Annotated in this window: 14 protein-coding genes, 1 tRNA gene and 3 pseudogenes; 4 read left to right on the forward strand and 14 right to left on the reverse strand. The window is 60.7% G+C overall.

The window, feature by feature from the left end; all coding sequences use genetic code 11:
• Nucleotides 1-275 precede the first annotated feature (275 nt).
• From IQ16_RS35655 to IQ16_RS35725, 14 genes and pseudogenes are all read right to left on the reverse strand, one after another.
• Nucleotides 276-1337 carry a DUF7146 domain-containing protein gene (locus IQ16_RS35655; protein ID WP_145832031.1) on the reverse strand — a complete coding sequence of 354 codons (1062 nt, stop codon included), beginning with the start codon at nt 1335-1337 and terminating at the stop codon, nt 276-278.
• Nucleotides 1337-5644 carry a strawberry notch-like NTP hydrolase domain-containing protein gene (locus tag IQ16_RS35660; RefSeq protein WP_145832032.1) on the reverse strand — a complete coding sequence of 1436 codons (4308 nt, stop codon included), beginning with the start codon at nt 5642-5644 and terminating at the stop codon, nt 1337-1339. The genes IQ16_RS35655 and IQ16_RS35660 overlap by 1 nt, the downstream gene beginning before the upstream one ends.
• 184 nt (nt 5645-5828) lie before the next feature.
• Nucleotides 5829-7943, reverse strand: a pseudogene (locus tag IQ16_RS35665) (ParB/RepB/Spo0J family partition protein).
• Nucleotides 7944-8048: 105 nt separating this feature from the next.
• On the reverse strand, nt 8049-9011 hold the full coding sequence (locus tag IQ16_RS35670) for an ArdC family protein (protein ID WP_014498063.1): 963 nt from the start codon (nt 9009-9011) through the stop codon (nt 8049-8051).
• Nucleotides 9012-10081: 1070 nt separating this feature from the next.
• Nucleotides 10082-10948 carry a PAS-domain containing protein gene (locus IQ16_RS35680; RefSeq protein WP_028175396.1) on the reverse strand — a complete coding sequence of 289 codons (867 nt, stop codon included), beginning with the start codon at nt 10946-10948 and terminating at the stop codon, nt 10082-10084.
• On the reverse strand, nt 10932-11768 hold the full coding sequence (locus tag IQ16_RS35685) for a HAMP domain-containing protein (protein WP_014498064.1): 837 nt from the start codon (nt 11766-11768) through the stop codon (nt 10932-10934). Before IQ16_RS35685 ends, IQ16_RS35680 begins: the two co-directional genes overlap by 17 nt.
• Nucleotides 11769-12589: 821 nt before the next feature.
• Nucleotides 12590-12739 (reverse strand): annotated as a pseudogene (locus IQ16_RS46360) (TrbI/VirB10 family protein); the annotation flags it as partial.
• Nucleotides 12740-12789: 50 nt separating this feature from the next.
• Nucleotides 12790-13083: pseudogene (locus IQ16_RS47815) on the reverse strand (hypothetical protein); the annotation flags it as partial.
• A gap of 407 nt (nt 13084-13490) precedes the next feature.
• On the reverse strand, nt 13491-13673 hold the full coding sequence (locus IQ16_RS46005) for a hypothetical protein (protein WP_014498065.1): 183 nt from the start codon (nt 13671-13673) through the stop codon (nt 13491-13493).
• Nucleotides 13674-13961: 288 nt separating this feature from the next.
• The gene (locus IQ16_RS35705; protein ID WP_014498066.1) at nt 13962-15689 is read right to left on the reverse strand and encodes a dipeptide ABC transporter ATP-binding protein; all 1728 of its coding nucleotides are present in this window, start codon (nt 15687-15689) and stop codon (nt 13962-13964) included.
• Nucleotides 15686-16567 (reverse strand): ABC transporter permease, encoded by an 882-nt coding sequence (locus tag IQ16_RS35710; protein ID WP_011084419.1) that lies wholly within the window; start codon nt 16565-16567, stop codon nt 15686-15688. Before IQ16_RS35710 ends, IQ16_RS35705 begins: the two co-directional genes overlap by 4 nt.
• Complete coding sequence (locus tag IQ16_RS35715; protein ID WP_011084418.1) at nt 16564-17526, reverse strand: ABC transporter permease; 963 nt, start codon at nt 17524-17526, stop codon at nt 16564-16566. Before IQ16_RS35715 ends, IQ16_RS35710 begins: the two co-directional genes overlap by 4 nt.
• Nucleotides 17523-19211 (reverse strand): ABC transporter substrate-binding protein, encoded by a 1689-nt coding sequence (locus IQ16_RS35720; RefSeq protein ID WP_011084417.1) that lies wholly within the window; start codon nt 19209-19211, stop codon nt 17523-17525. Before IQ16_RS35720 ends, IQ16_RS35715 begins: the two co-directional genes overlap by 4 nt.
• Nucleotides 19212-19243: 32 nt before the next feature.
• On the reverse strand, nt 19244-20578 hold the full coding sequence (locus IQ16_RS35725; RefSeq protein ID WP_038968054.1) for an NtaA/DmoA family FMN-dependent monooxygenase: 1335 nt from the start codon (nt 20576-20578) through the stop codon (nt 19244-19246).
• Between the two features lie 680 nt (nt 20579-21258).
• On the opposite strand from IQ16_RS35725, the gene IQ16_RS35730 reads away from it, so the two are divergent.
• From IQ16_RS35730 to IQ16_RS35750, 4 genes are all read left to right on the forward strand, one after another.
• Nucleotides 21259-21334 (forward strand) — tRNA-Ile (locus IQ16_RS35730).
• An 873-nt stretch (nt 21335-22207) separates the two neighbouring features.
• Nucleotides 22208-23920, forward strand: a complete 1713-nt coding sequence (locus IQ16_RS35740; protein WP_014498099.1) for an SIR2 family protein — start codon at nt 22208-22210, stop codon at nt 23918-23920.
• On the forward strand, nt 23917-24486 hold the full coding sequence (locus IQ16_RS35745; protein WP_011084410.1) for a hypothetical protein: 570 nt from the start codon (nt 23917-23919) through the stop codon (nt 24484-24486). Before IQ16_RS35740 ends, IQ16_RS35745 begins: the two co-directional genes overlap by 4 nt.
• 12 nt (nt 24487-24498) lie before the next feature.
• Nucleotides 24499-26919, forward strand: coding sequence for an AAA family ATPase (locus IQ16_RS35750; protein WP_202557266.1), 2421 nt, complete (start codon nt 24499-24501; stop codon nt 26917-26919).
• Nucleotides 26920-26951: the final 32 nt, after the last annotated feature.

The following is a 26951-nucleotide window of genomic DNA, read 5'->3' on the forward strand; positions in this document are numbered from 1 at the left end:
TCAGACGGCAGGCGGAACGGGCCAGAACCCGAAAGGGCCGGAGCGACAGCGGAGGATGGCGAAGGCCGGCTATTTTGCTTCGCGATGCAAAGCGCGCAGCTCCACATGTATATTGTGTCTCTCATCGCGGGCGCGGCGGAAAATAGCCGGGCGCAGCCATTGCCGGCCCGGTTCGCTTGCCGTCCGATCGCCCTCTAGAAGGGCCGTGGTCGCGTCCTCTTTTCCGGACTGGATTCGCAGCAGCCGGCCTAGTGGGACTGATCGAAGTACCAGGGCTATCGTGCGGGCACGTTCGAGCAGTGCAGGAAGCGGACGACGTCCTCTGGGACGAGTTGAAGATGTAAGACCGCCTGCAGGGCCTCAAGGCCGAAAACGTGAAAATCTTCGTTGAAATCGCCCAGCCGCGGCGACAACGCAATCGCTTCAACGCCGGCGGCTTCCGCTCGCTGGGTGAGCGTAGCCTGCACGGCATCTCCGGCGGCATCGGCGTCACGTGCGATATAGAGCCGACGCAGACCAGACGGTAGCATCATGGCTGAGAGGTGATTGGCCGAGAGCGCCGCTGCCATAGGCATAGTCGGCAGCACACAGCGCAATGAAAGCATGGTCTCGATCCCCTCACCGGCGGCGAGCACGTCGTCCACCGCGCCGAAGCGAACGGCGTTGCCAAGGAGGTCGCCCATGGCCCGTCGTGGCGTGTCGATGGGAGCCTTGCCGAGACGAATGCGATCAAAGCCGTCTGGATCGAGCCAGGTTCGGTGCGCCCCGGTGATCCGCCCCTCAAGGTTCGTGACGCGGGCGATCATCGCCGGCCAGGTTTCGGTCGGCGAATGCTCATCCGGCCGACAGTAGCAACGAGGGTGGAAGCGCAGGCTGCCACCATGGTGGGCAACAGCAATTCCGCGACGCTGCAAATATTTTTCGACTACCGTCCCCTCGATCGGGCTGGATATCGCAAAGAGCCGGCGGGCGGCTTCCTGCGACCCAGCCGGCGCCATCGAACGACCGAGGTTCGAGACCGGCTGCGGATCAGGACGAGGAAGCTTCAGAAACCGCCTCGCTTCCTCGGCGACCTCGCTGAAGTCTCGCAACCCCCGGCATTCGCGGATGATGTCGAGAAGGTCACCATGCTCGCCGGTCGCAGCGTCGGTCCACTTGCCGGCGGGGCCCTTAGGTGATTCCTGGAGCCGCACGAACATCGAGCGGCCGGGCGTGTTGTGGACGTCGCCGACCACCCAGTACCGCCCCGCCCGCTTGCCATTGGATAGATAGTATCGGCACACTGCCTCGGCCTCGCGCGCGAGGCGGCGTGCCAGTTCGGAAGGCGCGGGGGACATCACGCGGCCTCCCGCTCACTGACGCGCGCGACCGGGTAGGTGTCGAGCACCTTTGTCAGGATCCCGACGCCGCTTGCGTCCGTGGGCACGAACATCCGCAGCTTCCAGGATATGATTTCACCAAAGAGGCCGTAAGCGCGGAGGCGATCGCGCATCGTGTCGTCGAATCCCCACAGCTCGATGCGATTCGCGCCCATGACACGGACGCGGCCAAGCTGGAGCCCCTCTGCGAGGTCGAGGACGGTACGTCCCTCCATCACCGCAGCAAAGGCAGCATCCGGCGTTACCGTGGGCGCGTCCTCCGAGACGACGTTTGCGACCCACGCGGCTGAAACCTTGCGGCCGATGATGCGTTCGCCCGCATCGGTCTGGAGCCGATAGACGCGGGTCGATTCGTTCGGCAATCGTTTCCAGATGGGTAACAGCAAGCCGGCCACGACGTGGATCGTGCTTTCCGTGAACTCAGGTACCTCGGCAAGCTCCGCCAGCCAGGCCGCGGCAAAACGTTCGCGATCCGCTTCAACCCAATGGCTCTCCGCCATCATGTTCAAGGGGACCTGGTGCTGCTCCATAGGCCGGATCAGGCGGACGCGGCGCTCGATCTCGCCATCCTCGAGCATGATGCTCGGGGCCGGAACCTGCACGGCGGCCCGGCCCGAGCGCTCGTTGATCAGCAGGACAGCATGATTGGAAAGGCGGGCAAGGGCGTTGTCCAAACCAACAGGATGGTTACGCTGGCGCTGGACAATGGTGAGCAGCCGCGTCTCGGCGCCTGTGCGCGGATGGACATAGATCATCCTCCGGCCGCTGACGACAAAGCTTTCGGCACGGAGCGTTTCCAGCCCGAGGTCATAGGTGCCGGACGCAACAGCGCCCTCGATCCGGGCGGTCAAGAGCTGCTCGAAGGCAGTGAACAGGATATTCTGCAGGTCGATGGTGAGCGCTAACAACCTGTTCAGAAAGGTCGTGATCGGCGGCAGGTCATCCCTGAGCCCATTGGCATCCGTCAGCTTCAGGCCGGTCGCAGCCTCGAACTTCTCAAGCGAACATCCGTCGACCTTGCCTCGCGCTAGCAACGTGTAGAGTTGACGCAATGCGTCACGCCCGTACTGGCTTTCGAGATTGTCCTCGGGCCGGAACAGCCCTTGCCCTCCGGTCTGGCGCTGGCCGCGCGTGATGGCTCCCAATGTGTCGAGCCGGCGGGCGATGGTGCTGAGGAAACGCTTTTCGGCCTTCACGTCGGTCGCGATGGGACGAAACAGCGGCGGTTGCGCCTGATTGGTCCGGTTTGTCCGGCCGAGCCCCTGTATCGCAGCATCCGCCTTCCAGCCGGGCTCGAGCAGATAGTGGACCCGCAAGCGGCGATTCCGCGCCGACAACTCGGCATGGTAACTCCTCCCGGTGCCTCCCGCGTCGGAGAACACGAGGATGCGGTTGACGTCGTCCATGAAGGCCGAGGTTTCAGCGAGATTGGCCGAACCGGCGCGGTTTTCGACCACCAACCGGTCGCCCTTACGAATGATACGGCGCGAGCGGCCGGTCACTTCGGCGACCATGTCGGTGCCGAAGCGCTGCACGATCTGATCCAGCGCGCCAGGTACCGGAGGCAGCGAGGCGAGTTTCTCGATGAGGCGGCCGCGTCGTGCTACGGCTTCCCGGCTCTCAACCGGCTGGCCATCGCGATAGACAGGCCGAGAGCCGAGGTTGCCCTCAGAGTCGGTGAACGGCTCGTAGAGCTGGACCGGGAAGGAATGGGCGAGATAGTCGAGCACATACTCGCGCGGGGTGATGTCGACCTGGACGTCGCCCCAATCTTCGGTCGGGATCTCGGCGAGCCGGCGCTCCATCAGCGCTTCGGCCGTTGAAACAATCTGGATGACAGCGGCATGGCCGGCGTCGAGATCGCGGTCGATCGATCGGATGAGCGACGGCGTCTTCATCGAGGTCAGCAGATGACCGAAGAAGCGCTGTTTGGCGCTCTCGAAGGCGGACCGGGCCGCGGACTTCGCCTGCCCGTTCAGCGTTCCGGTTTCGCCGGTGATGTTGGCGGCCCGCATCGCCGCGTCGAGGTTGTTATGGATGATGCTGAACGCATCTGCATAGGCGTCGTAGATGCGAACCTGCTCCGGCGTAAGCTGGTGTTCAACGAGCTCGTACTCGACGCCCTCATAGGACAATGAGCGGGCGGCGTAGAGTCCGAGCGCCTTGAGGTCGCGCGCCAGCACCTCCATCGCCGCGACCCCACCCTGCTCGATTGCCTCGACGAATTCGGCGAATGGAAAGTCGGCACCGCCCCAAAGGCCGAGGCGTTGGGCATAAGCGAGGTTGTGGACGGTGGTGGCGCCCGTCGCCGACACATAGACCACGCGAGCATTGGGCAAAGCGTGCTGGAGCCTCAGGCCTGCGCGCCCCTGCTGAGAGGCCGCCTGGTCGCCGCGCTCGCCCTCGCCCCCGACCGCATTCTGCATGGCATGGCTCTCGTCGAATACGATCACTCCGTCGAAGTCGGAGCCCAACCATTCAACGATCTGCCTGACACGCGAAAGCTTCTCGCCACGCTCGTCGGTGCGTAGCGTGGCATAGGTGGCAAAAAGGATGCCTTCCGAAAGCCGAATCGGCGTGCCCTGGCGAAACCGAGACAGGGGCGTGACGAGCAGTCGCTCCATGCCGAGTGCGGACCAGTCGCGCTGGGCATCTTCGATCAGCTTGTCGGATTTGCTAATCCAGACGGCCCGGCGGCGGCCCTTGAGCCAATTGTCGAGCAGGATCCCAGCGACCTGCCGTCCCTTGCCCGCACCGGTGCCATCGCCCAAGAACCAGCCGCGGCGAAAGCGGACGGCAGTCTCTGCGTCGTCGCGCGCGGCGGCCACAACATCAAAGGTCGCATCGACCGTCCAGGAGCCCGCGAGAAACTCGGAATGCGCCTCGCCGGCATAGATGATGCTCTCGATCTGTGCGTCTGACAGAACCCCATCTGGCACCAGGGTCGAATGCAGGTGCGGACGGTAAGACGGCTTCGGCGGCGCAACGGACGCCATCGCCGCCGACTGCACGAGCTTGGTCGGATGTGCACACGATCCGGGAATACGGATCGACTGCAATCCGAACTCCTCATAGAGCGCATCGGTGAGGCGGGCGCTTTCCGGCGGCGACCATTCGACGATCTTGTACGCAAGCTCCACACCTTCTGGCGCGCTCCCCGAAGTGGATGAGGGGCTGGGTGCAATGGCGCCGGCCGATCGGGAGATTGCAGGGCGCCTAATGACGTCGGCTACGACCGGCGCAGTGACGGGCAACCTCGGGGGCGCATGCTGGGTGACCCACTCGAGCAAGGCGGGGACATCGCCGGCCATGCCTTGCGAGGTGGGAAATGCCTTCGGATCGGCAGCGGGTAACTTGTCGATGACGAGCAGCCTCGTGTCCGTCTGAGTGCCGTGCTTGGCGTAGACGGCGCCGTCGATCGCGGCAGAAAACACGACCCGTCCGCGCTCCTGGAGGCGAACAAAGGCCTCTAGCCACGCCGGGTTATCCGGCGCAAGGCCCGCGCCAGCGATGGCGACGAGGCGTCCGCCATCGCGAAGACGCGCGAGCGCCGAAGCGATGTGCCGGAAGGCGGCGTCCGCCATTCGTCGATCGACATTCGCCACCGCGGAGAACGGCGGGTTCATCAGAACGACGCTCGGCACAACGCTCGCGTCGAGGTGGTCATCGATCTGAGCAGCATCGAACCGCGTGACGTTAACATCCGCGAATAGATGCTCGAGCAATCCCGCCCGGCTCTCGGCCAACTCGTTCAACACCAAGTCGCCGCCGGCGAGCTCGGCAAAGATGGCGAGCAAACCGGTCCCGGCAGAAGGCTCCAGAACGCGATCGGCGGATGTAATGGCGGCTGCGGTGCATGCAATCAGCCCAAGCGGGATCGGCGTCGAGAATTGCTGAAGCGCCTGACTGTCCTCGGAACGCCGCGTGTGGGTCGGCAGACGGTTCGCGACTTTCGCCAGCATCGGCAGCATGGCGGCCGTCGAGCCAGCCCTGGCCCGTATGGCCGGTCCGAACTTACGAAGGAACAGAACGGTTGCCGCCTCGCAGACGTCATAGGCGGTCTTCCAGTTCCAGGCGCCGGCCGCGTCGGAGGCGCCGAACGCAGCCTCCATGGCGCTACGCAGAACAGCGGCATCGATGCCCCTACCGCGTTCGAACTCGGTCAGGAGCTGTCGCGCTGCCCTGACGGCGGCGGAGGTGAAAGTTGCAGCGGCGCGCAACGAAAGCGGCGCGGCGGCAGCGCCGCCGACGAGAGATTCGGTCATGGCAGGAATTCTTTCGGAGAGCAGGAAGGGGTCGAACCGCCAGGCGCTCTCCTCTGACCTGGACGGCTCAAACCCTTCCCGGCCCGCTCTCCCTCTCAGACCTCGGGCATAAAAATAGGGACCGGCGCCGCACGCCGGTCCCCCGCGCTACTGCGGGACGGCCGTGCCATCCCGCTCCTTAATTTCATTCAGCCGCGTCGAGCTGTGCGGATCATCGTCGCTGGCGTTTTCCTGATCCTCATCGTCGGCGAGGAATTCGGGCAGCCGGCCCGCTTCGCCCTCCTGCCCCACTGGCGCTGCATCGGGATCGACGAGACGCAGCGGCTCCGGCAACCAGCCTGAGCCATCCAGAAGGCGCTCGGCCTCCTTGGCCATGTCGGCCTTCTTAAGATGGTCGATCAGTTGAGCCGACGACTCGCCCTTAGCCTCCCGTACGGCCTCCAGAATGCGCGGCTTGGTGACCCGGCCGAGATAGTTGTCGACGGAGGGCTTCCACCCTGCCTGCACCATGTCTAGCCCGACCGCCCGCGCCAGCACATCAGCGCGGTCGAGACGCGTGCGGACGCCGTGTGCTGAGACGCGAGCCTGATTGTAGCGATTGGCCGGCTCATAGACGGCATTGACCGCAAAAGATGCACAGTGGGCGAACAGCGATGCTTGTGCACCACCATCGAGAGCCGTTAGCGCATCCCAAAGATCGTTCTCCCTCTTCGGCAACCGCGCCTTCCAGGCCTCGTGCCGCGCCTCGACAGCCTTGGCGGAGGCGCTTTCCCTCAGCCCCGGAGCTTGGGCAGGAAAGTTCGGCGTGCGAAGGCCGATCTCTAGACAGCTTCCGGATGACGCGAACCGGTAAAAGGCCGTCAGCACGAAGTTGTGCAGCACCGCTGGAACGCGATCGCAGGATTTTCTGCCAGCGCGTCGCGCAATGCCAACGTGCGATGCGCCGTCAGCTCGGTGATCAACCGATCCGGCAGAGGCCTGGCCGCGTCGTCATCTTCTTCTTCGGCATCAGGCGCACTACCCGCGACTGCGATGACCGTGCGCTGGACTGAAGTGCTGGGCTCCTTCCCTTCGTTCGACGACGGATCGGCGGCCTGCGCGATATCAGGATCGGTTGCCGGCACTTCGTCCTCAGGCCGGACGTAACCACGATACACGCAGAGCCGTCCTTCGGAATCGATGCTGATGAAGACACCAGCCCGGGCGATCTCCGCCGGATCGTAAAGCATCGGCCGGTTCTCGAACGCCGCCAGCGCCGACTCGATTTCGCCGAGGCGCTGATCGACTTCTTCGGGCAATTCGTCGGCATCCTGGTATTCGGTTTCAAGCTTGGCTTGCTCGGTGTTCAGGGCATCGATGGTGGCCCGCTCCCCAGGCGAGAGATCGACAGATTTTCCTTCGATTTTCCGGAGGCCTTGTGTGTGACCGTAGGAGAACTCTACGGCGACTGAGATCCACTTCCAGCCCTCGGCAGCAATCGTCTCAGCTTCGGCTTTGAGTTTTCGATCACGAGGCGGTCGAGCAACACGATATCCTGAAGCCAACCGCCGTCGTCGTGCTCGAACAGATCCCGCAGAACGCCGCCACCCGCCTGCTGATAGGCGTCGAGGCCCACGAATTGCGCCCGGCGATCGGACCCGCGCACTGTGTTCTCGGTGAGCATGCGGCGGATCTGGTATGGCTCGTCATAACCGGAACGGCTGAGGTTCTCCCAGACTTGCTCCTGGCGGGCGTGATCCGCAGTAACTGAGAACGCCATGAGCTGCTCGAGCGTCATGCCGTCTTCGGCATAGACGTCATGCAACTTCGGCGAGACCGACGCCAGGCGCAGGCGCTGCTTGACGATCGCAGGGTTCACGAAATGGCGCGCGGCAATGTCTTCCTCGCTCATGCCGAGATCGCGGAGCGTCTGGAAGGCCCGAAACTGATCAAGCGGATGCAGGCCGACCCGCTCATCGTTCTCCGCCATCGAATCGTCCTCGGCAAGGCCCCCTTCGCGAACGACGCACGGCACCGCCTGCGTCCTCGACATCCGCTTTTGTTTCACCAGGAGCTCGAGAGCGCGATAGCGCCTGCCTCCCGCTGGTACCTCGAACATGCCGGTCTCGTTGCCATCAGGATCAACGACGGCCCGGACACTTAGACTTTGCAGAAGCGTACGCTGCGCGATGCTCTCGGCTAGCTGCTCGATCGAAACGCCGGCCTTGACGCGGCGAACGTTCGATTGGCTGAGCACGAGCTTGTTGAAGGGGATGTCCCTTGAAGGCGACAGCGTGATCTTTTGTACGGCTTTCGTCATTTTGGCTCTCCACGACGGGCGGCCGTGAGACTCTCTCTCGGCTTCCAACCCGTCGCGAATAGCGCCCCCTCCTCTCACTCTTGCGCGGCGACAGGAGGCCAAGCATCAAGCCGTCTCGTGATCGGCAACAGCCGAATCCAGCGACGCGTGCTCAATGGGCTCGGGAATGAAGCCGAGCAAATAGTCCGCGGCCTTGCTCGCCTGTGAGGCGGCACGCACGATAGCCCGATTGTCTTCGCGCAGGACTTCGAGCCAGGAGCCAATATAGTCGGCATGGCGCACGGTCGGGACGATCCCGAGCGACGCGCAGCTGAACGCGGAGCTCAACTCGGCGACCAGTTCTTCGAAGGCATATTTCTTGGTGCCATAGGATCCGCTAAGATCGCGGTTGAGGCGCGAGCGATGTCCGGTCGCGTGGCCGAGTTCATGCAGCGCGGTGCGGTGCCAATTGATCGGCTCGAAATAGGCCTGCGGCGGCGGGACCTGCACGAAGTCTTCGGCCGGCGCGTAGAATGCGCGATCGCCACCAATCCGAAATGTGATCCCGGTGGCCCTGATCAAAGTTTCCACGGTAGGCTCGATCAGACCTGGCGGCGGTGGCGGAGCCGCGGTCGCGATCTCGCCGGGGAGTCCGTCGCATTGGTCCGTGTTGAAAACGGTAAATCGCTTGAGAAATGGAATGGCCTGCGCTTCGTCGCCGGTCTCGGCGGCGCGCTGTTTCTCATCGCGCGGCACGAAACGGTCGGCGTAGACCACCGCGGTGCCACGCTCCCCCTTGCGCACATAGCCTCCAAGCGACAGCGCCTGCCGAAACGTGAGCCAGCTTTGACCGCTGTAACCATGCTCGATCGTGCTTCCCCAGAGCAGAAGGACGTTGATCCCGCTGTAGGACCGATCGGTCGAAGCATTTTTCGGGATGGCCAACGGCGCTTTCGCCGCGGCCGTACCCCACGGCTGAACCCAGGGGACGCGTCCGGCCTCAAGCTCGACAATGATCTTGTCGGTAATTTCGTTATAGAGGTTCGCCCGGTCCTGGCCGGCGCGCGCGCGAACAGTAGGATTTGACATCGCGGTTCTCCGCGACGGGCGCCGCGAGCCTCTCTCGCAGCTTCTAACCCGTCACGAAAACCCAGCCTGCACTCTTACTCTCAGACTCTTCGCAATCTGCCAGGCTGCAGGCCTGATCAGGCGTGCGCCAGGGGCGCATCGCCTTCGAGAGATGGCACCCGCAGGAGCGTGAGCATAGCGACGCCGAAGGCGGCACGCGAGACCGAGTGCGGCGACGAGACCGGTTCAATAGCGGCACCCGGGAACGGGGCAGTGATAGCGATCGCCGCAGGCGAGCCCCTTTCCCGAGTGCCCCCGGCGAGGAGCTCCAAAGCCTAGCGCGAGATGCTCGGTCAGCTCAACCACACAATGCAGGGCTGCATCGTTTATCCGAAGAAACGCAGGCATGAGCCGGAGCCCCTGCAACTCTCGCATCGCTGATGGACTTTAGTCGTTCATTTCGGAAGTCCACCGCAGCTTCCTGCAGTTAAGCAACTGGTTGCTGTGTGCATGGCACGCAATGCGCTCCGTTCGGGCTTGTCTCGCATTCTGCAGGAGCCGCCAACAGCCGGCGCAGCCACTTCTGGTCTGCCTCCCGCCGGGCGTTGAAGCGATCGACGCATTTCCTGGAGCAAAGGGCCGTTCGCCACCAGTAATGGCGGATCAGCCCGAACCTTCCACCACACACCGCACAGCACCCTCGGTTTTCGGAGCTATGAGAGCTATTCTGCATTTTCGCCTCCTTTGGCGGACGCTCGTGCGGCAACATCGTGCCCGCACGTAAAGAGCGGCACCGTTTCTGCTAAATGTGGCTGCATTTTCGGGCACCGGGCGCACGAGCTCGGCTCTTTGTGCGCCCTCGTGGCGAAGCGATACGCTCGATCGCGTTGCGTCGCCCGATTAATCGGCGACTGTAGCCAGGTTTTGATCTCGAATGATGCAATGAGCAGCGCTGGAGAGACAAAATCCTGCGCAGATGCATACAATGCCGGCGTTTTTCGCCGGATACCTCCTCGGGGTAGCAGCATCCCACTGTACCCGCGAGTCCAGTTCCGGCGCGGTCGACTCAGGAGGGGCGACGTGTGATCGCCCTATTGACGTTCGCGATCCGCTCCCATCTCGACCATAGTCACGAAGGTGTGCGGCTGCTCTCCGGCGCCGCCAATCTGCAGCCGTCGCGCACAGATCACACGCCGTCCGCGAACGGGGCTGTCGATAGTATCGACAATGGGTTCGAACTGTTGCTTCTGGGCAAGCAACTGCCGGTCGCGCCGTTCGATCAAGTCGGCCGCCTCCGGGGAGAACAATTCGCGCGCGGTCCTGCCGACGATTTCGGCCCGCGACATGCCGATCATCTTCTCCGCCGCCTTGTTGACGAAGAGGTAACGCAAGGTGCGCGCGTCCTTGGCGATGATGCCTTCGTGAACGTTCTCGACAATGGTGGCCAGCAGACGCTCAGTCCTCTCCAACATCCGCTGGCCATGTCGCAGGTCGGTGACGTCCTCATGCACGGACACCCACCCGCCGCCATCCATCGGACGCTCGTAGATATTGATGGTGCGGCCGTCATTTAGCGCGATCTCATAGGCGGTCGGCTCGCGCCGGGCGATTCGATCGACAATCGCCGCGAGATGTTTCGCGATGTCGTCGCTGAAGAGCCCGCTCTTGATACGATGCTGCAGGATTTTCTCCAGCGTAGAGCCAGCCCTGATCGTCTCTGGCAGATTGTAGATCCGCCGATAGTTATTGTTCATCGCGACGACATTGGCCCTGCCGTCAAGCATGATGAGGCCTTGCGGCATGCTGTTGATCGCCGCCGATAACTGCCACTTCTTGGCCTGGTACTTGTCGTTGAACTGGTCGCGCTGGGTTATAGCGGCGTCGCGTTGCTGCGCCGTGTTGAACTCGAGCTGCTCCAGCTCTGGAATCTTTTGCATGGCATCACGGAAGTGCTGCATGTTGGGCCAGATGCCCGATCTCGTCGTGCCGCATCAGATGCGGCACCTCGCTCTTGATGTCTCCTGCGGCGATCCGGTCGGTTGCTTGCGCGATATCGGAGAGCCGCCCGACCACGGAGTCGCGCATGACGAGGACGTTGATCGCGGCAAGGACCAGCGCCGCGAGTCCAAGCATGAACAGGTACCAGGCCGCATAGCGGTTCTCGTCAGCAAGCTGGTCGGCTTCGCGGGCTCGCTTATCGTAGGATCGCTGCAGTGCCTCGAGGTCAGCATTGAGCTTGCTGCGCACGGTGCGATTGGCCTGGTTATCGTCCCATTCACGAGCCGCGGCCGGACTGATCTCGAGCCCCCGCCGCACCAGTTCCAGCCGAAAGTCGATGAACTGCATCACTCGCTGTTTGAACGCCTCGAATTGCTCGAGATCGTCGGGATGGACAGTCTGCCCCCAGCGCATCATCACCGCCGTGAGCTCGCCGCTGCACTTGACCAACTCGTCCGCGAATTGCTTTACTTTCGCCGGTTCGGTGGACATGTAGATCCCGCGCGACTCCATCACGATCGCGTAGATCAGGGCGTTGACGCGCCCGATATTGACGGCAGCCGACGCCGAATCGATCTGCATGTGCCGATAGTTCGTCTGCAGGCGCACGCATTGGACCGACATCACCAACAGAAACATTGTGACGATCGTCAAAAATCCGGCGATGGAATAGACTTTGTCGGCCACGCTCAGGCTACCGGAGCCGCGCACAAAGCGGACAAACCTTTGCAGCGTCGTGGTCGCGGTCTGCGCCCCAAAGCCCACCGTCACTGCGTTCATGATGCACCTATCCGGTCTAGAATGGCAGAGAATTGGTCCCGCAGGGCTAGCGGAGACTTCACGGCCTCGCCTCGGTTTATCTTTCGAAGGTCCCACGCGCCAGAGCATCTCTTCGCGAAACGGTCTGAGGAGGCTGCGCTGCGGCTGCACCGGTTGATATGTCGCCCCCGCGATCAAAGTCTAAGGGCAGCCGGCGTAGGCAGGGATGATGGCCTGAACGCACAAGGCACTCCAACGGCGCGCGATAACGGCTGCTGGTCCGCTTGCAAGTGGCCGGCCTGCTGAGGCGCGCAAGTGGGCGACGTCACCTGAAAGAGCAGCCGCGATGGCGCGGGACAGGCAACGACTGAGAGATAAGGTGGTGAACTATCAGACAATCACGCTGGAAAAACGCGTTCTTTCCGAGGATTTGCATGAATAGCGCGTAGGATTCCCTGGTCGACGCAAGGCAACGCTCGGCGAGCTCTTTGCGCGGCACTGAGGGCGCCAATCGCGACCTTGTCTCTCTCGGGTAGTTCCGACCAGGAGGCAATTTCACCTCGCGTCGACGGTGTGCTCGTTCCTTCGAATGTGAAGGCGAAGGCAAACTGGGGCTCCATAGCCCCTGTCAACAGGTCTGCGCTCCGCGCGGGCCCGTTGGCCACCGCTCATCTTGACGCTTGCTCAGCTTGAGCTTTCCGAATCAACGCCAGGGGTTTCCCGGGCCCGACCGGCTCTGCGTTGACCACTTCGTACTCGCACCGACCGTTTTCGACTGCGCCAGCCAGCATGTGCGGTATCAATGCCGCGGTTCCGATGGGTTCGAACAGTCTGCTGTGTTCAGAATAGCCTGCTGCATCCTTGCCGGGCTGCCGCTCCAAGACGATTGAACGTCCGTTCGGCATGATCAGCCTCGTCCAGTCCAGCAGAACGCGCGACTGGCCAAAAGCGACCTGGCTGTGGTACCCGCCGATGAGCCTTGCTCCCTGAGGCCGCTATGTTGACGGCCAGTCGTGGCGCTTCTCGGCATGGCCAAGCACGCCGTCGCCTCTGGGCTCCCCCAAGACTGCACCCACGGCACGTGGCCGGCTTCAAGCTCGCCGATAATTTTGTGGTGATTTTGCCTTAAAGGCTTGTCTGGTCCTCGCCAGTGCACGCCCGAAGATAGTGTCTGGGCATCGCGGATCTCCGCGGCGGGCGCCGCGAGCCTCTCTCGCGGCCTGTGACCCGTCACGGCAAACCCGGCCAAAACTCTTATTCTCAGCCTCTTCGGACGGAAGCGACGCCACTTGACCAAGCGGCCGCGTGGTTCGGTTAGCGAGCGCGCTGCACGCACACAGATGACAGAATGCAAAATCTGCGACGCGCTCGGCCTTCTATTTCATTCTTCGGGACTTGGCCTTTAGGTGCCTTGGGGCCCAAACCTACCAGGCGTGCGCCAAGGGCGCATCGCCTCAAGGCAAAATGGCACCCGGAGAGCGTGAGCATAGCGACCCGAAGGGGCACGCGGGTCCGAGTGCAGCGACGAGACCGGTTCAATAGCGGCACCCGGGAACGGGGCAGTGATAGCGATCGCCGAGAGGCGAGCCCCTTTCCCGAGTGCCCCCGGCGGGGAGCTCCGCATCTCCTAGCGCGAGGGATCGACGCCGCACGGCGGCCGAGACGCAAGGCAGCTCGGTCCACGAGAGCCCGGTGCGGCGGAAGCCGCACACGCGAATCGGAAAAATCCGCCAGTCCGCGGATCTAGATGTCCTCGCGCGCTTGCGTCTGCGCGTCATAGATCCTGATCTGAAGCATGGGAAAGCGCTTCTTGAGTTCTTCTCCGCCTGCCCTGGCGCCGTCTCTGGTTGCAAATTCGGCCTTGAGTCGGCCATCCACTTCAAGTGCGTAACCAGAGGCCGGCAGTTCACGGGTTGCTGCAAACATTTCATTCCCATTGTGCAGTGATGTGGTCGGGAATGATGGGTAACGTGAGTCGCCCAAACGACGCCAGACCCACCTGACCCGGTGCGCTGATCGGTCGTCGCATCTTGTGGATTGACGTCTCGCAGTGGAGCCCTTCGAGGACGGGCATTTGCATGGTCCGAACAGGGGGACGGGGTTTCAGCCAGCGCGGATGCTGCATGGACACGGCCCGACATTCCTGCCTTCCACAGCACTGGCCCGCGCAGTCACCCTCCCGCTGAGCCGACATGTGCGGCTGGCCTCTGAAATTTATGCCGCCTGGAAGTGCAATTGTGGAACGGCCGCGACCAGCTTCCTCGTATAGGGTTGCCAAGGCCGTAAAAATACGTCGTCCGCTCCACCGGCTTCGACGGCCACGCCATGGTGCATGACAAGAACGCGGTCGCTGAGGTGGTGCACGACGCCGAGATCATGCGAGATGAATAGATAGCTGACACGCAAATGCGACTTGAGATCTCCAAGCAGATCGAGAATTTGCGCCTGAATGGATACGTCAAGTGCCGCGACCGGCTCGTCACACACGATGATCTTGGGGCGCGGAGCAATTGCGCGCGCGATCGCAACCCGTTGGCGTTGACCGCCCGACAGTTCCAGTGGACGCCCGGTCCTGAAGTTTGGTGACAGACCCACGAGATCAAGCAGCTCGCTGACCTCCGATTGTCGACTGGCTCTGTCGAGGGGATTTCCGCTACGTCTGGCCAAGGCATCATCAATGACACGCTCGATGGTCCAACGCGGATCGAATGAACTTAGTGGGTCCTGGTAGATGACCGAGATATCCGATCGCCGCTGGCGGCGCTCTTTCTCAGTCGCTGCAGTCCACGGCGAACCCTCGAGTGTCACCTCTCCTTGGTCCGGCCTTTCGAGCGCGAGCGCCATGCGTGCCACGGTCGTCTTCCCAGACCCTGACTCGCCGACGATGCCTAGCGTCTCTCCATGGCCGAGGCGAAACGAGACGTCATTGACGACGGTACGCAGCTTGCCATCCGGTCCGCGAAAGCGCTTGACGAGCCGTTCCGCCTCAAGCAGGGGACTACAACGCTGTGCCATATTCGACTGGGTCAGCGCTCTGGTCTCTCCTTCAGCCGAGATGAAGCGCGGCGCCGTCGAGGACGAAAGACGGCTCCCGCGTGACCGGACGGATGGGATCGCCTTGAGGAGGCCCCGCGTGTAATCATGTCTCGGGTCACCAAAAATCTGTTCTGATGAGCCATGCTCGACGATTTCGCCGTGTCGCATCACAATAACCTCGTCGGCCATCTGCGATACCACGGCAAGATTGTGGCTGATGAGAATCATGGCCTTGCCGCGTTGGCGGGTTTCGCTGAGCAGATCCAGGATTTGCGCCTGGATCGTAACGTCCAGCGCCGTCGTGGGCTCATCTGCGATCAAAAGAGCTGGATCGAGTGCGATTGCCGTCGCAATCAAGGCTCTTTGCCGTTGCCCGCCTGAAAGCTCATGTGGAAGCTGCCGCGCCTTGACCGCCGGCTCGGGCACGCCCACGAGATTCAGAAGCTCAACTACCCGTTCCGTCAAGTCTGCGCGTGTCCTGATTGCACGGTGAACACTTAGTGCTTCACCGATCTCCTTGCCAACCGGTCTCAGCGGATCGAGCGACACCAGCGCGTCCTGTAACACAAAGCCAATGCGCTTGCCGCGCAAGGCTCTCCATTCCCTGTCACCGAGTCGATCGATATTCTTCCCCTGAAAAGTCAGGCGGTCAGCTTGGACATGAGATCGCGCCCCGGTCAGACCAACCAGCGTCCGGGCCGTAACGCTTTTGCCTGATCCCGATTCACCGACGATCGCGACGCACCGGCCTTCCTCAACCCTGAAAGAGACCCCCTTGACCACAGCTCGCCGCGAATGCGCCGGCCCGAAGGAAACGTTGAGGTTTTGTACGGTGAGCAACGGGTCGCTAGCCGGGGGCTTTGTGGCATTTTGCCGGAAGGAAGCTGCGGGATAGGTCACGTTCATGGAAGCTCGATCCTTCCTTCCAGGCGTTGCTGCACGTACTGGCCGATGACAGTCACTGAGAGCGCGAAGGTAGCGATGGCGATCCCGGGCATGACCTCGAGCCACCATGCATAGATTACGTAGTTGCGCCCGGCATTGAGCAGTGCGCCCCATTCCGATGACGGGGGCGCAACTCCCAAGCCGAGAAACGAAAGGCCGGATGCCCAAATGATGGCTTGCCCGATACCGAGCGTGAACATTGTCGCAAGCGGGCTGATTGCGTTGGGGAGGATATGCTTGAACAGGATGCCCCTGGGCGAGTGGCCTAACGCCTTTGCCGCCTCAACATAACCAGTAGCTTTGACCCTCAGAACCTGCACCCTCACCATGCGTGCATATCCTGGCGATGTTCCAAGGCCGACCGCGATAATCAGTGTCGAGACCGAGGTGCCCAACAACGAAACGAAGAGAAGCGCAAGGAACAGAGTGGGGAGAGCGAACAGGGCGTCGAAGAGCCGGCTGAGCACGTTGTCGATCCAGCCGCCAGACAGGCCCGCCGTCACGCCGAGTATGAGCGCGATGGCAAGGCTGAGCGCAGTCGCACCCAGCCCAATGGAGAGAGACTGACCTGTCCCCGCCACGATGCGGGAATAGAGATCCCGTCCGGACTGGTCCGTCCCCAGCCAATGCGTCAATGAAGGGGCCCTGAGAGGTGACATCAAGCTCAGCGCCAACGGATCATGCGTCTGAAGCAGTTTCGGCGCAATCGCCGCGATGAGGAAGAAGGCCGTGAAGACAGTCGCGATATAGACCGGAACCGGAAACATACGGGCGCCCGTCAGCACTCTTGCAGTGATGAACGCTTTTGTATGTCCCGGGGAGCCATTGGCGAAACTCATGCCTCTTTCATCCTCGGGTCGACGAGTTGTATCGTGAGATCCACGATCAAGCTGGCGGCGACAAACAGCGCAGCTGAAACCAGGATCACCCCTGACACGACCGGGACATCGCGTGTGGACGATGCTGCGACAAGGACGCCGCCGAGCCCCTGACGGCCGAAGACCGCTTCAATCAATACGGCGCCCGACAGCAGCTTGCCTATGATCCAGCCGGAAAGGGTGATCCCCGGCAAGGCCGCATGGCGCAAAGCGTGACGTAGACGGAGGCTGAGATCACCTGTGCCGCGCATTCTCGATGAGGTGATGAAAGGCTGATCAAGAACCCGCGTGAATCCGCTCAAGACCGCTTGACCAAGGAAGCCGTAGATTTCCAAGGCCAGGGCCATCGTAGGCAGAACGAGGCCCATGAGGGTGTTGCCGCCCACGACAGGAAACAAGCGAAGCTGGATCGCGAAAACGACCAGCAGGATTGTCGCCAGCCAATAGGGCGGCAGGGTTGCCAGGAAGACCTGAAACCCGCCTAGCGCCTTGGACCATATGTTGTTACGCCCGGCGAAAAGAACCGTGGTCGTGATGGTGATGATCCAGGCGGTCAACATGGCGGCAAAAGCGAGCGCAATCGTTGGTCCGATCTGGCGCGCAATCAGGTCTGTGACAGGTTGATATTGGACGTAGGACTGCCCAAGGTCTCCGTGCATCACATCCCTTACATACTTTCCGTATTGCACGAAGACGGGTTGATCGAAGCCATATTTGGCATTGATGGCGAGTAGCTGGTCCCGAGGAATCTCTCCCACGTTTCCGCTATTTGCATTGAAGATGATCTGGGCGCGTTCCCCGGGCATCAGAAACTGCACAAAGAAGGTGAATGTCGCCGCGGCCCAAACCACGATCAGGCCGGACAAGAGCCGGCGCGCTAGCCAAAGGCTTTGATGGCCTATCGTCTTCACCGCATTCATTTCTTGTCGGTGAAATATGCGTCCGAGAAAACGGGCTCGCCCACCGACCCGCTGTCGAGCCAGATGTCTTTCACATTATCGGCTAAAGCGAGGGTGACGTCCAAAACCGTGTAGCTCAGGGACGGCGCGTTCTCGATAATCCGCCGTTCCGCCTGCTGATAAAGCGCGGTGCGTTGCGCCTTGTCACCAGCCTGTTCAGCCTTCTGAATGATGTCCCACAGGGGCAGATCCTGATAGCGGGATGGATTGAAGGGATTGCGGACACCATTCAGGTCAGGCTTGTACGAAATACGATAGATCTCGGCGCCAGGCGCAACCCAATACAGTGGAACGACCTCATAGTCATTTGGACCAAGATTCTTTCCTGCCCAGAAATCAGCCTGGTTGGTCGGCTGGAGCCGCACGTCGAACCCTGCGGCCTTCGCTTGCTGCTGGATGATCTGCAGGACCTGATCGCCGTCGGGAGGCGAAAAGGCATTGGTGTAGGTGATGCGTATGATCAGCGCTTTGCCGTTCTTGCTGCGAATGCCGTTTGCATCGCGCTCCGCCCAGCCAGCCTCATCGAGCAGCTTGTTCGCCTTCTCGATGTCATAGGAATAGGATTTTGAGAGCTCGCTGACATATTCCGGCGAGCTTTGGCTCAAAGCGAAATTGCCCTCATAGGGCAGTGAGCCAAGAAACGCCGCTTGCACGGCAGCACGTCGGTCCGAGGCGTAAGCAAAAGCCTGCCGGACACGCACGTCGTCGAACGGCGGTCTCTCGGAGAACAACGCAAGCCGAAGCGGCGTTCCACCCGTGAGGTGGCGCACGATCTTGAACCGGGAATTGGCATCCTGCCAGTTGACGGCAGGGATATGATAGACAACGTCGGATTCGCCGGTCAGAAGTGAGCCGTAGCGTATCGTGGGGTCAGCGAGAAAACGCCACTCAATTCCTTCGACATAGGCTGGGCCTTGATGCTTGGCAGTGGCCGGCGCCGAATTATAGTTTGGGTTTCGACGGAATATGACGTTCCTGCCGCGGTTCCATTTCTCTACGATGAACGGACCCGAACCAACTGGGCTTTCGCAGTTCACGGCCTTGCCACGCTTAAGCGCCGTCGGCGACAAGATGCCTTGCGAGGACTGCGCAAAGACATTCAGCAGCGGCTCGAACGGCGTCTTCAACGTGATTTTGAACGTCAGCGGGTCGGCAACCGCCGCGGACTCGAAGATGCCCCTGAGATAAGGACCGGCTGTGGGGTTCTCGAGCTCCGGACTGTCGCTCAGCCATCCATTGATATTATCGACGACCGCCTGGGCGTCCAGAGACGTCCCGTCCGTGAATTTGACATCGGGCTTGATCTGGAAGGTGTAAGTTTTGCGGTCATCCGAGATGGTCCAGGCGGTCGCAAGCCAAGGCAGGATCCTTCCGTCTTCAGCCCTGGCGACCAGATTGTCGCTGAATTGACGCTGAAGGTACCACTGCTGCACCCAACCACCATAGAGGCACGGCGGCTCCTGGAAGTGTCCGTACCGGATAGTCCCACCCGATTGCGGCTTGCCAGCCGAAGCGCCCTCCGCGTGCACCGGATCCGCAATCGAAAGGCCAGACATCGCGATGGCGATGACTGCGGCGCGAGACTTCACACGACGATTCAGACTTTTGAGAAGAAACGCCGCATGAGCGGCAGCCGGCTTGGACATGATAAGCTCCGAATGTGATAAAGGAGAAGCACTCAGGCGGCGGAGACCTGGTCGGTGCGCTCGCCCTGCAGTGGGATGCCGAGGTGCTCGCGCAGCGTTTCGCCGCGATAATCCGAGCGGAACAAGCCGCGCCGCTGAAGAACGGGAACAACGTGATCGACGAACGCAGGCGTACCGTCGGACAGAACATCAGGTATGACGTTGAACCCGTCGATTGCGCCAGCCCGGAACCACTCTTCGAAGCATGCGGCAATCTGTTCCGGCGATCCGACCAGCACTCGGTGCCCGTAAGCAGGCGCCTCTACGATGATCTGGCGGACTGTTTTGCCGGAGCGCACGAGAGCTTCCACAGTGCGATGCTGGCCAATGGAAAAAGCAGCGTCCGCATGTCCCGGCAGTAAGCTGAGGTCGATTGGCTCGTTGATCTTCAGCCTTTCGGCAGGAAAGCCGAAACGACTGGCCAGCGCATCAAGGGCAACGTCAAAGTTGATTAGATCGTCAAGCTCCGCCTTGCGCTTGATTGCTTCCTCTTCGGTTCCGCCGACGAACGTGACGATACCCGGCAGCACAAGGGGCGCCCGTCGTCCATGTTGAGAAGCAAACGACCTGAGGCGATCGGCCTCGCGCAGGGCGATTTCCAAATCGCCTGTCGATGAGAACACGGCATCGGCGCTTCGGGCCGCGAACTGAAGCCCTTGATCCGATCCGCCGGCCTGGAAAATAACCGGCTGCCCCTGTCTTGAGCCGGGATGTGTCAGTGGCCCGCTGATGTCGAAGAACTCGCCGGCATGCCTCGTCGTCCGCAGCCTGCTCGGATCACCAAACCGCCCCGCGGCCTGATCCAGGATAATAGCGCCTTCTCCCCAGCCATGCCAAAGGGTTCGCACCGCCTCCACAAATTCTTCGGCGCGGCGATAGCGGTCATCACGTGACAGCTCGTCGCCGCCAAAGCTCCTGGCCGTATAGACATTGGACGTCGTAACTGCGTTCCAGGCCGCACGGCCGCCACTGACAACGTCAAGCGACTGGAATCGGCGCGCGAGGTTATATGGCTCGTTGTAGGTGGTGGATGCCGAGCCGATCAGGCCGACAAATTTTGTTTCTCGGGCAATGCTGGCAAGTGTAATCGTCGGCTCGATGCCGTTGAGCGGCGGGTGTTTGTCGATTGCTGGATCGAGCGCTGGCGTGTCGGCGAGGAAAACCGCGTCGAGCTTTCCACGCTCGGCGTGCTTCGCGGCTCGTACGTAATGCTCAATATCGTAAAATGCGCCGGGAGAATTTCCGGGCCACCGCCACGCTGCGGTATGTCCCCCAGCGCCATGCAGGTTCAAGCCAAGGTGAAGCTCACGTTCAAGCACTGACGTCATCACGCGGCACATGCGGTTCGTGTAGAGGTGCACCGAAAGGTCAAAAACGGCATCGCACTCTTCTCAATTTTCGGTAGCCATGAACGCGTCATGGCACTCCAACATTGTAGAGTAGCCGACCAGCGTCAACCGCGGAGGAAAAATAAGAATGCCTGTTTCAATTCGTGCCGCCAGATAATTAATTTCTGTTGGGAATGCCTCATGGCGCGGAACGATAAACTCCGTGACTGAGAAGCCCCATCTATCTGGTTTGCATCACATCGACGGACCGACGCAGCGACCAACTCAGAGTCGCGTGGACACGAATGCGCTACAAAAACGAGCTCCCGGACGCCGAATTCAAGCGCCATCGCAGGGTTGCACCTCGTGTGTTGCCGCCTACGAGCGCCTGTTCCCTGACCGATTGAGCGCGCGCTACTGTTTCGGCTCGCCGCGGTAGAGCCAAAGTCGAAGTTCTTTGTTTTCGGGCTTTCGATTCAGGAATTCTGCGTCCGACGGCGACAATACGCAACGCGGGATCAGGATCCTCGACCGGTCGGCGGCTCGCGAGCTTTGACCTGCAAAGCTGAATGCCGACTGCGAGCTAGTCCCTATTTCGCTTGAAGCGATATGGGATTGCCGGAATGCCGGCCAACCTGTAGACGATCCCGGCGCCGCCGCGCGGTCGCCTTTCAGCGGCGGGGCCTGTAGCTCAATGGTTAGAGCCGGCCGCTCATAACGGTCTGGTTGCAGGTTCGAGTCCTGCCGGGCCCACCAAGAATATCAATAATTTGCTTGCTCTCCGCTGCCCTCAGCGCGACGACCGCACCAGAAACCGCACCAGATACGTGCACTTTTCGTTCGCACGCGGGTTCGCACACTGCAATCCACCTGATGGCGCCGGACCGACTTGGTTGATCTTGGATGTATTCGTCGTTCACTCATCGGTTGGATGGTGCTCCGACGGAGAAGCTGATCAAGAAACGTATGAACCTCAGAAATTCAACGCCCATTTTCCCGTACCGAAAGACATACCTATAGACCCGCATCGAATTTGTGCTTGAACCTCATCAGTCAGGACCGCTGCGACGGCCAAAGAGACGCAGTGCCGGGCGGCGGGCGAGTCACCTACGATCGTCCCCCGACCAAATTTGACCAAGTTTTCATTACGACTGCGTGAAATACGAAGGCGGTTCAGGCCCTGCCTCTGCAGTGCTGATGACAATCTAGATACCGACCTGACCGAATCACTTTTCAACATGGAAGCTCGCGTTCAGAGTCTCGAACCAGGCAATCGTCGCTTCCGAACATTAACGAATGCGTCGACGTCTGACGCTTCTCTGAATAGCAGCACAATTTTGGAAGATATTGACGATTGTTCGGCGGAGTAAATGTTCTCAGATCGATCCGCTTTTATCGTCCGCGCTGCTCGGGCACTGGCTGGTTTGGTTCGAAGGTCTCGATGAATCGTCGGCCGTTACAAGGAGCCAATTCCGGATCAGTTTCAAAGGACAAAAAGGTTTGCTAACAAGGAGGTAAGTTGCCAAGCTGATGCGGTAGTCGAATGAACGAAGCAGGCACGGGAGGGAGAGATCTAGCGGTGATGATGGAATGCGCGTTTGCTCGACCACGAGACATGGATATCTGACCGTGCCGACGGCCCTGGATATAACGATCGTCGAAACCCTTGCTCTGTTGGATGGTGATTTCGCTGAGTTTGCGGCCGGGATCGCGCATGATCAATACGCGATTTGGCTCGGTGCGGGCGTCTCGCTTGGAAAGCTTCCCGGTCTTGAGGGCGTCGCTGGTGAAGTGCTCGAGCATTTGCGCATTCGGATTGATTCTACGAACGCCGCCTGCAAGTTTCGCCGGAGCCTAGACCGCATTCTTAACTTGATCCTTTCGCCCGAGGATTGGAAGGAGATTGACTACGCCAAGTCGGCAACAGACTGGAAGATCTTCGGCCGGATCAAGAAGAATTTGACCGGCGCTTATTCACGAATGCTAGACCAGCATCCGCAGGGAGAATTGCCAGACTATCTTGTCTGGGACGCGGTAAAGGTCGTTGAACGCTACGGCGACCCTTCAATTACGCCTGGCCCGGAACATTTCGGTTTGGCAGCCTTAATTGCAGAGGGCGTCGCATCTGATGTTGCTAGCGCCAATTGGGACGCGCTCATCGAAAAAGCAATTGTCGCAATCGCAGGCTCTCCGGTGGGGTTGCTTCAGGTCCGGATTTTACCCGAGGACGTCAGGGACAGTAGCGCAAGGGCCAGGTTCTACAAATTTCATGGCTGCGCCGTCCTCGGAGGCGAGGACGAGGCGCGATACCGAGAGCGCATCGTTGGTCGCGCCTCGCAGATCCACGGCTGGGCTGACAAGGCAGAAAACAAGGTCATAGCCGGCAAACTCCTGGATCTTGCGATTTCAAAATCAACATTGATGCTGGGGCTGTCCGCGCAGGACACGAATATTCAAAACATCTTTGTCGTCGCGCAGCAGAGTCTGCCGGCATCGTTCCCAACTCATCCTCCCGCGGTTGTTCTTTCAGAAAATTCCGTCGGGGCTGATCAGCTCAGTCTTCTGCAGAATTTCTATAAGACAGACTATGTTGCGAAGTCCGAGGAAATCGAAAAGTCGGCCTTGCTCCGGGCCTACAGTCGATCATTGCTGCCAGCCCTCTGGCTACATGTCGTCTGCTCGAAGCTCGAAACATTCCTTGAAGGATCAGCATCCGGGTTGACGGCCGCGGAGAAGTCTCGGTTGCGATCGGCGTTGAGAACCTTGCGTAATGGGGTTGCGGCAACTGCCTTGCCGGACCAGTACGAGCAGTTCATGGTGACTGCGCTCTCGCTCGCGGGACGCGCTATGAACTTTTTTCGGGATGGCCGGCGAATCAATGCGGCCGCTGGGCTGTATAGTCCGCTCTCGATGTCGAGCGTCCCGAAATCGCTACACGAGCCCGGATTTTCCAGTTCGGGGATTCAAGAGCTTGCACTGGGGATTGCCCTCGTGGCACTCGCAGCGACGGAGGGATTCTGGGAATGCAGGGTGAGCGGCCTGAGCGATCCCGGGGGTGGGGCGCTGCGGCTCGCCGGCGCGGTGCGCTCTGCAGAAGTCTTCTTCGCAGCAAACAATCAATCGGCGAGCCGACTGATTGCCGGTGGATACGCGGCAGAGGATAGTGATACTATTATCTTGCATAGCCATGAGGCGCCTGCGCGTGCTGCCCGACACCCGACCTCACCACCTGGTCGGACTTTGCGAAGGAGGCGGCGGGAGATCAGCTTGTCCAGATTGTCTGGCGCTTCCAACAGTCTTGACGAGATTTTGAAGAATCTTCGAGCGGAGATCGCTGTATGACTACGACGATTCCCGTCGAGCGCGTCGCAAGCGTGCTTGAAGCGGCGCACTTCAAGCGCGTCCCTACGCCCTTGAAAATTGGTGGAATTGAGATAGACGCGGCTGCGGCCTTCGTGGGTGAACCGCCGATCCCGGATCTTATCGTGGTCGGAGATTCACTCGCCCAAACACCCGCGCGATTGCAGCAGGTCGTCGAGGGAGCTGGCCGCGCCCTCGATATGATGGGCTCGCGTCGGCCGTTGACGCTTATTGTCGTTGGGCCGCGGCCGGAATCGTCGACGCTGTCCGCACTGGCTCGCCATGCGCGCGTGCTAGCGGTGGGAGAGACAGCCGGCGAACAGGACTTGTTCAATTGGCTGGCTGTACTGCTGCCGTTGACCTTGCCAAAGGCGAGCGAAGATAGGGCAATCGCGATCCGCGCGAAACTTCTAGAAGGCTTTGACGATCCGCTTGCGCTCGAGCTCGTCGAAATTGCGTCTGCGGGCGTGCTGAGGGTGGCGTCGCATTTGGCAGACGCGATCGACGCTCCCTTCCTCGAAGATCTCTTGTCTGAAAAGGAGCCATAGGTGGCGCCGCGCTTGAAATTTCTAAAGGTCGAGGATTTTCGCAGCATCCGCGGGCCAGCCGGGGTCTCGCTTGATGCGCCGGCAGTGCTTATTCATGGGCCGAACGGTACCGGCAAGACGAGCCTGCTTTCGTCAATCGAACTGGCATTAACCGGCAGTGTGCCATCGCTCGCACGCCTCGATCGCGACTACATGGCATACTTGCCGCACAAGCTGGCCAAGAATGGATTGGGACGCGTATCGATCCAGGCTGAAGGCGTTGGATCAAAGACAGAGGCGTCTCTGGAGATCAACGGACAAGCGATCGTCGGATCCGCGCTTTTGGATGGAGACCAATCGCGATTCTACCTTGAAAGATGCTATCTCGCGCAGGTCACTCTAGGGCGCCTGTTGGAGATCTACGAACACCAAGACAACCGAGACACGGCATCGCCTCTCACTCGGTTTGTCAAGGAAATGCTCGGATTGGACGCGTTGGATTCCCTCATTGACGGGTTGCATGCCGCTGGTGACGTGCGGCGTTTCAGGGAAAGCGCGCCGCATTTTTGGGCGGCTCGAGCCGATGCTCCAATGCTGGAGCGGGGCGTCGACGAGGCGACAGAGATCGAACAAGCTTGCCGCGACGAGATGATCAAGACCGAGAATGATCTCCGTGAATTGCTTGGGCCTCAGTTTGTTGCTGACGGTCCAATTGACATCGAAGCGTTACGAGCCGTCGTCAAGAGCGATATCGAGGAGCGTGAGACGAAGCTCGCCGATTTGGCGCGAATTCGACGAGACCTTGCGGCGGCGAAGGCTCAGCTACTTGAGGCCAGCACGTCGGAAGAGGAGGGAGAGCGGATTGCGGCAGAGCAGGTGAGCAGTGCTACGCGAGACGCATTTGCGCGTTGGCGCAGCGTCGCTGGTCAACAACTCGAGGTGCTGCTGCGAAGCATACAGAAGAAGTTCACCGATGTTGTGTCTGTGGACGTCAGCCCAGCAACGGCGCACGCCAAAGCGTTGGCAATTGTCAGCTCTGCTCTAAGTCGCGCTCAAACGGCTTTGACTAACGACGATGAGATCATTCGCTCGTTGTCGGGCGCGCAGGTGTCGGTGCAACAGGGGCAAGGGCGCCTGAAGCTCATCGATGAGCAGCTTGCAGATGCTGGAGGTGCAAATCGTGCGCTCGCGGAAGCGCTCGCGACGATTTCCTCTCATATTGAGAACGAGATATGTCCCGTCTGCTCTCGTAATTTTGCTGAAATCTCCGAAGAACAACTAGCTTCTCATGTATCCGAGGAAGTTGCTCGGTTGGTGGCGGTGGCAGGGCGCGTCGAGGCGTTGGTGAGGGACCGCGCAACGACCGCAGCGGCTGTCGTAGCGACACAGCGGCAAGAAGCGGATCTGTTCGCTCGCCGCCTGCCCAATGATAGGCGCGATGCGATCTTACTTGAATTGGCGGATCTGACGGAGTGGATGAATGCGCTCGATAGTCTTGCAGATGCTGCAAGCAACGGCGGGCGCCTCTGGGAGGAAGCAAAGCAGGCGGCGGAGCGACTTTCCGTTTTAAGAAGCCGGATCTCCTCGATCTCGGGGTTGAGGGCGGAGCTCGTCTCCTATGGGCAACGGTTGTCACTTCAGCCGTTTCCTGCAGATGTTCCATTAGAAGAGATTGTCGATGAGATACTCACGCAGGTTCAATATCGTTCAGCACAAGAAGCGAAGTCGGGCGATCAGGGTGACCGAGCTCTGCGGCTGCTTGACAAGTTGGAAGTAAATCAGCGCGAGCTCGATAACGCCACAATCGACCTGGCGACAGCGTTCGAGGACGAACGGCGCACGACAGCGCTACGGCAGGAGTCGGAGCGCCGAATTGCCGTAGCAAAGGGGCTCTTGGCCCAAGCGCAAGCGGTACGAGCAGACGAGGCGCGGCGCGTATTTAACAAGGAGCTCAATGCTGTGTGGCGCGACCTCTTTATTCGGCTTGCGCCGGACGAGGCGTTCGTTCCGGCTTTCGCGTTGCCGTCCATTCCTGGTCGAGCCGTCGAAGCTGTCCTTGAGACACATTATCGATCGGGCGGAAAAGGTGGAAATCCGCGAGCTATGTTGAGTGCCGGCAACCTCAATACGGCTGCGCTGACGCTTTTTCTCGGACTTCATCTCTCGGTCTCTCCAGCCTTGCCTTGGTTGGTTCTGGATGACCCAGTTCAAAGCATGGATGACGTGCATATTGCCCAATTTGCGGCCTTGCTGCGTACCCTCAAGCAGCATGGGCGCCAGATCATTATCGCGGTGCACGATCGACAGCTTTTCGACTATCTCACGCTTGAGCTCAGCCCGACCTACAACGGCGATCGTTTGATTACGATCGAATTAGGGCGAGATTCGGATGGAATGACCACCGCGCCTTGGAGTCTGATGTCATTTCGGCCCGATCGCGCAATCGCTGCATGAAAGCGACGCCAGCCTTGCCGGCCACGGCCTGC

This window comes from Bradyrhizobium huanghuaihaiense (assembly GCF_007830635.1).
In the GTDB taxonomy this organism is placed as follows: domain Bacteria; phylum Pseudomonadota; class Alphaproteobacteria; order Rhizobiales; family Xanthobacteraceae; genus Bradyrhizobium; species Bradyrhizobium huanghuaihaiense.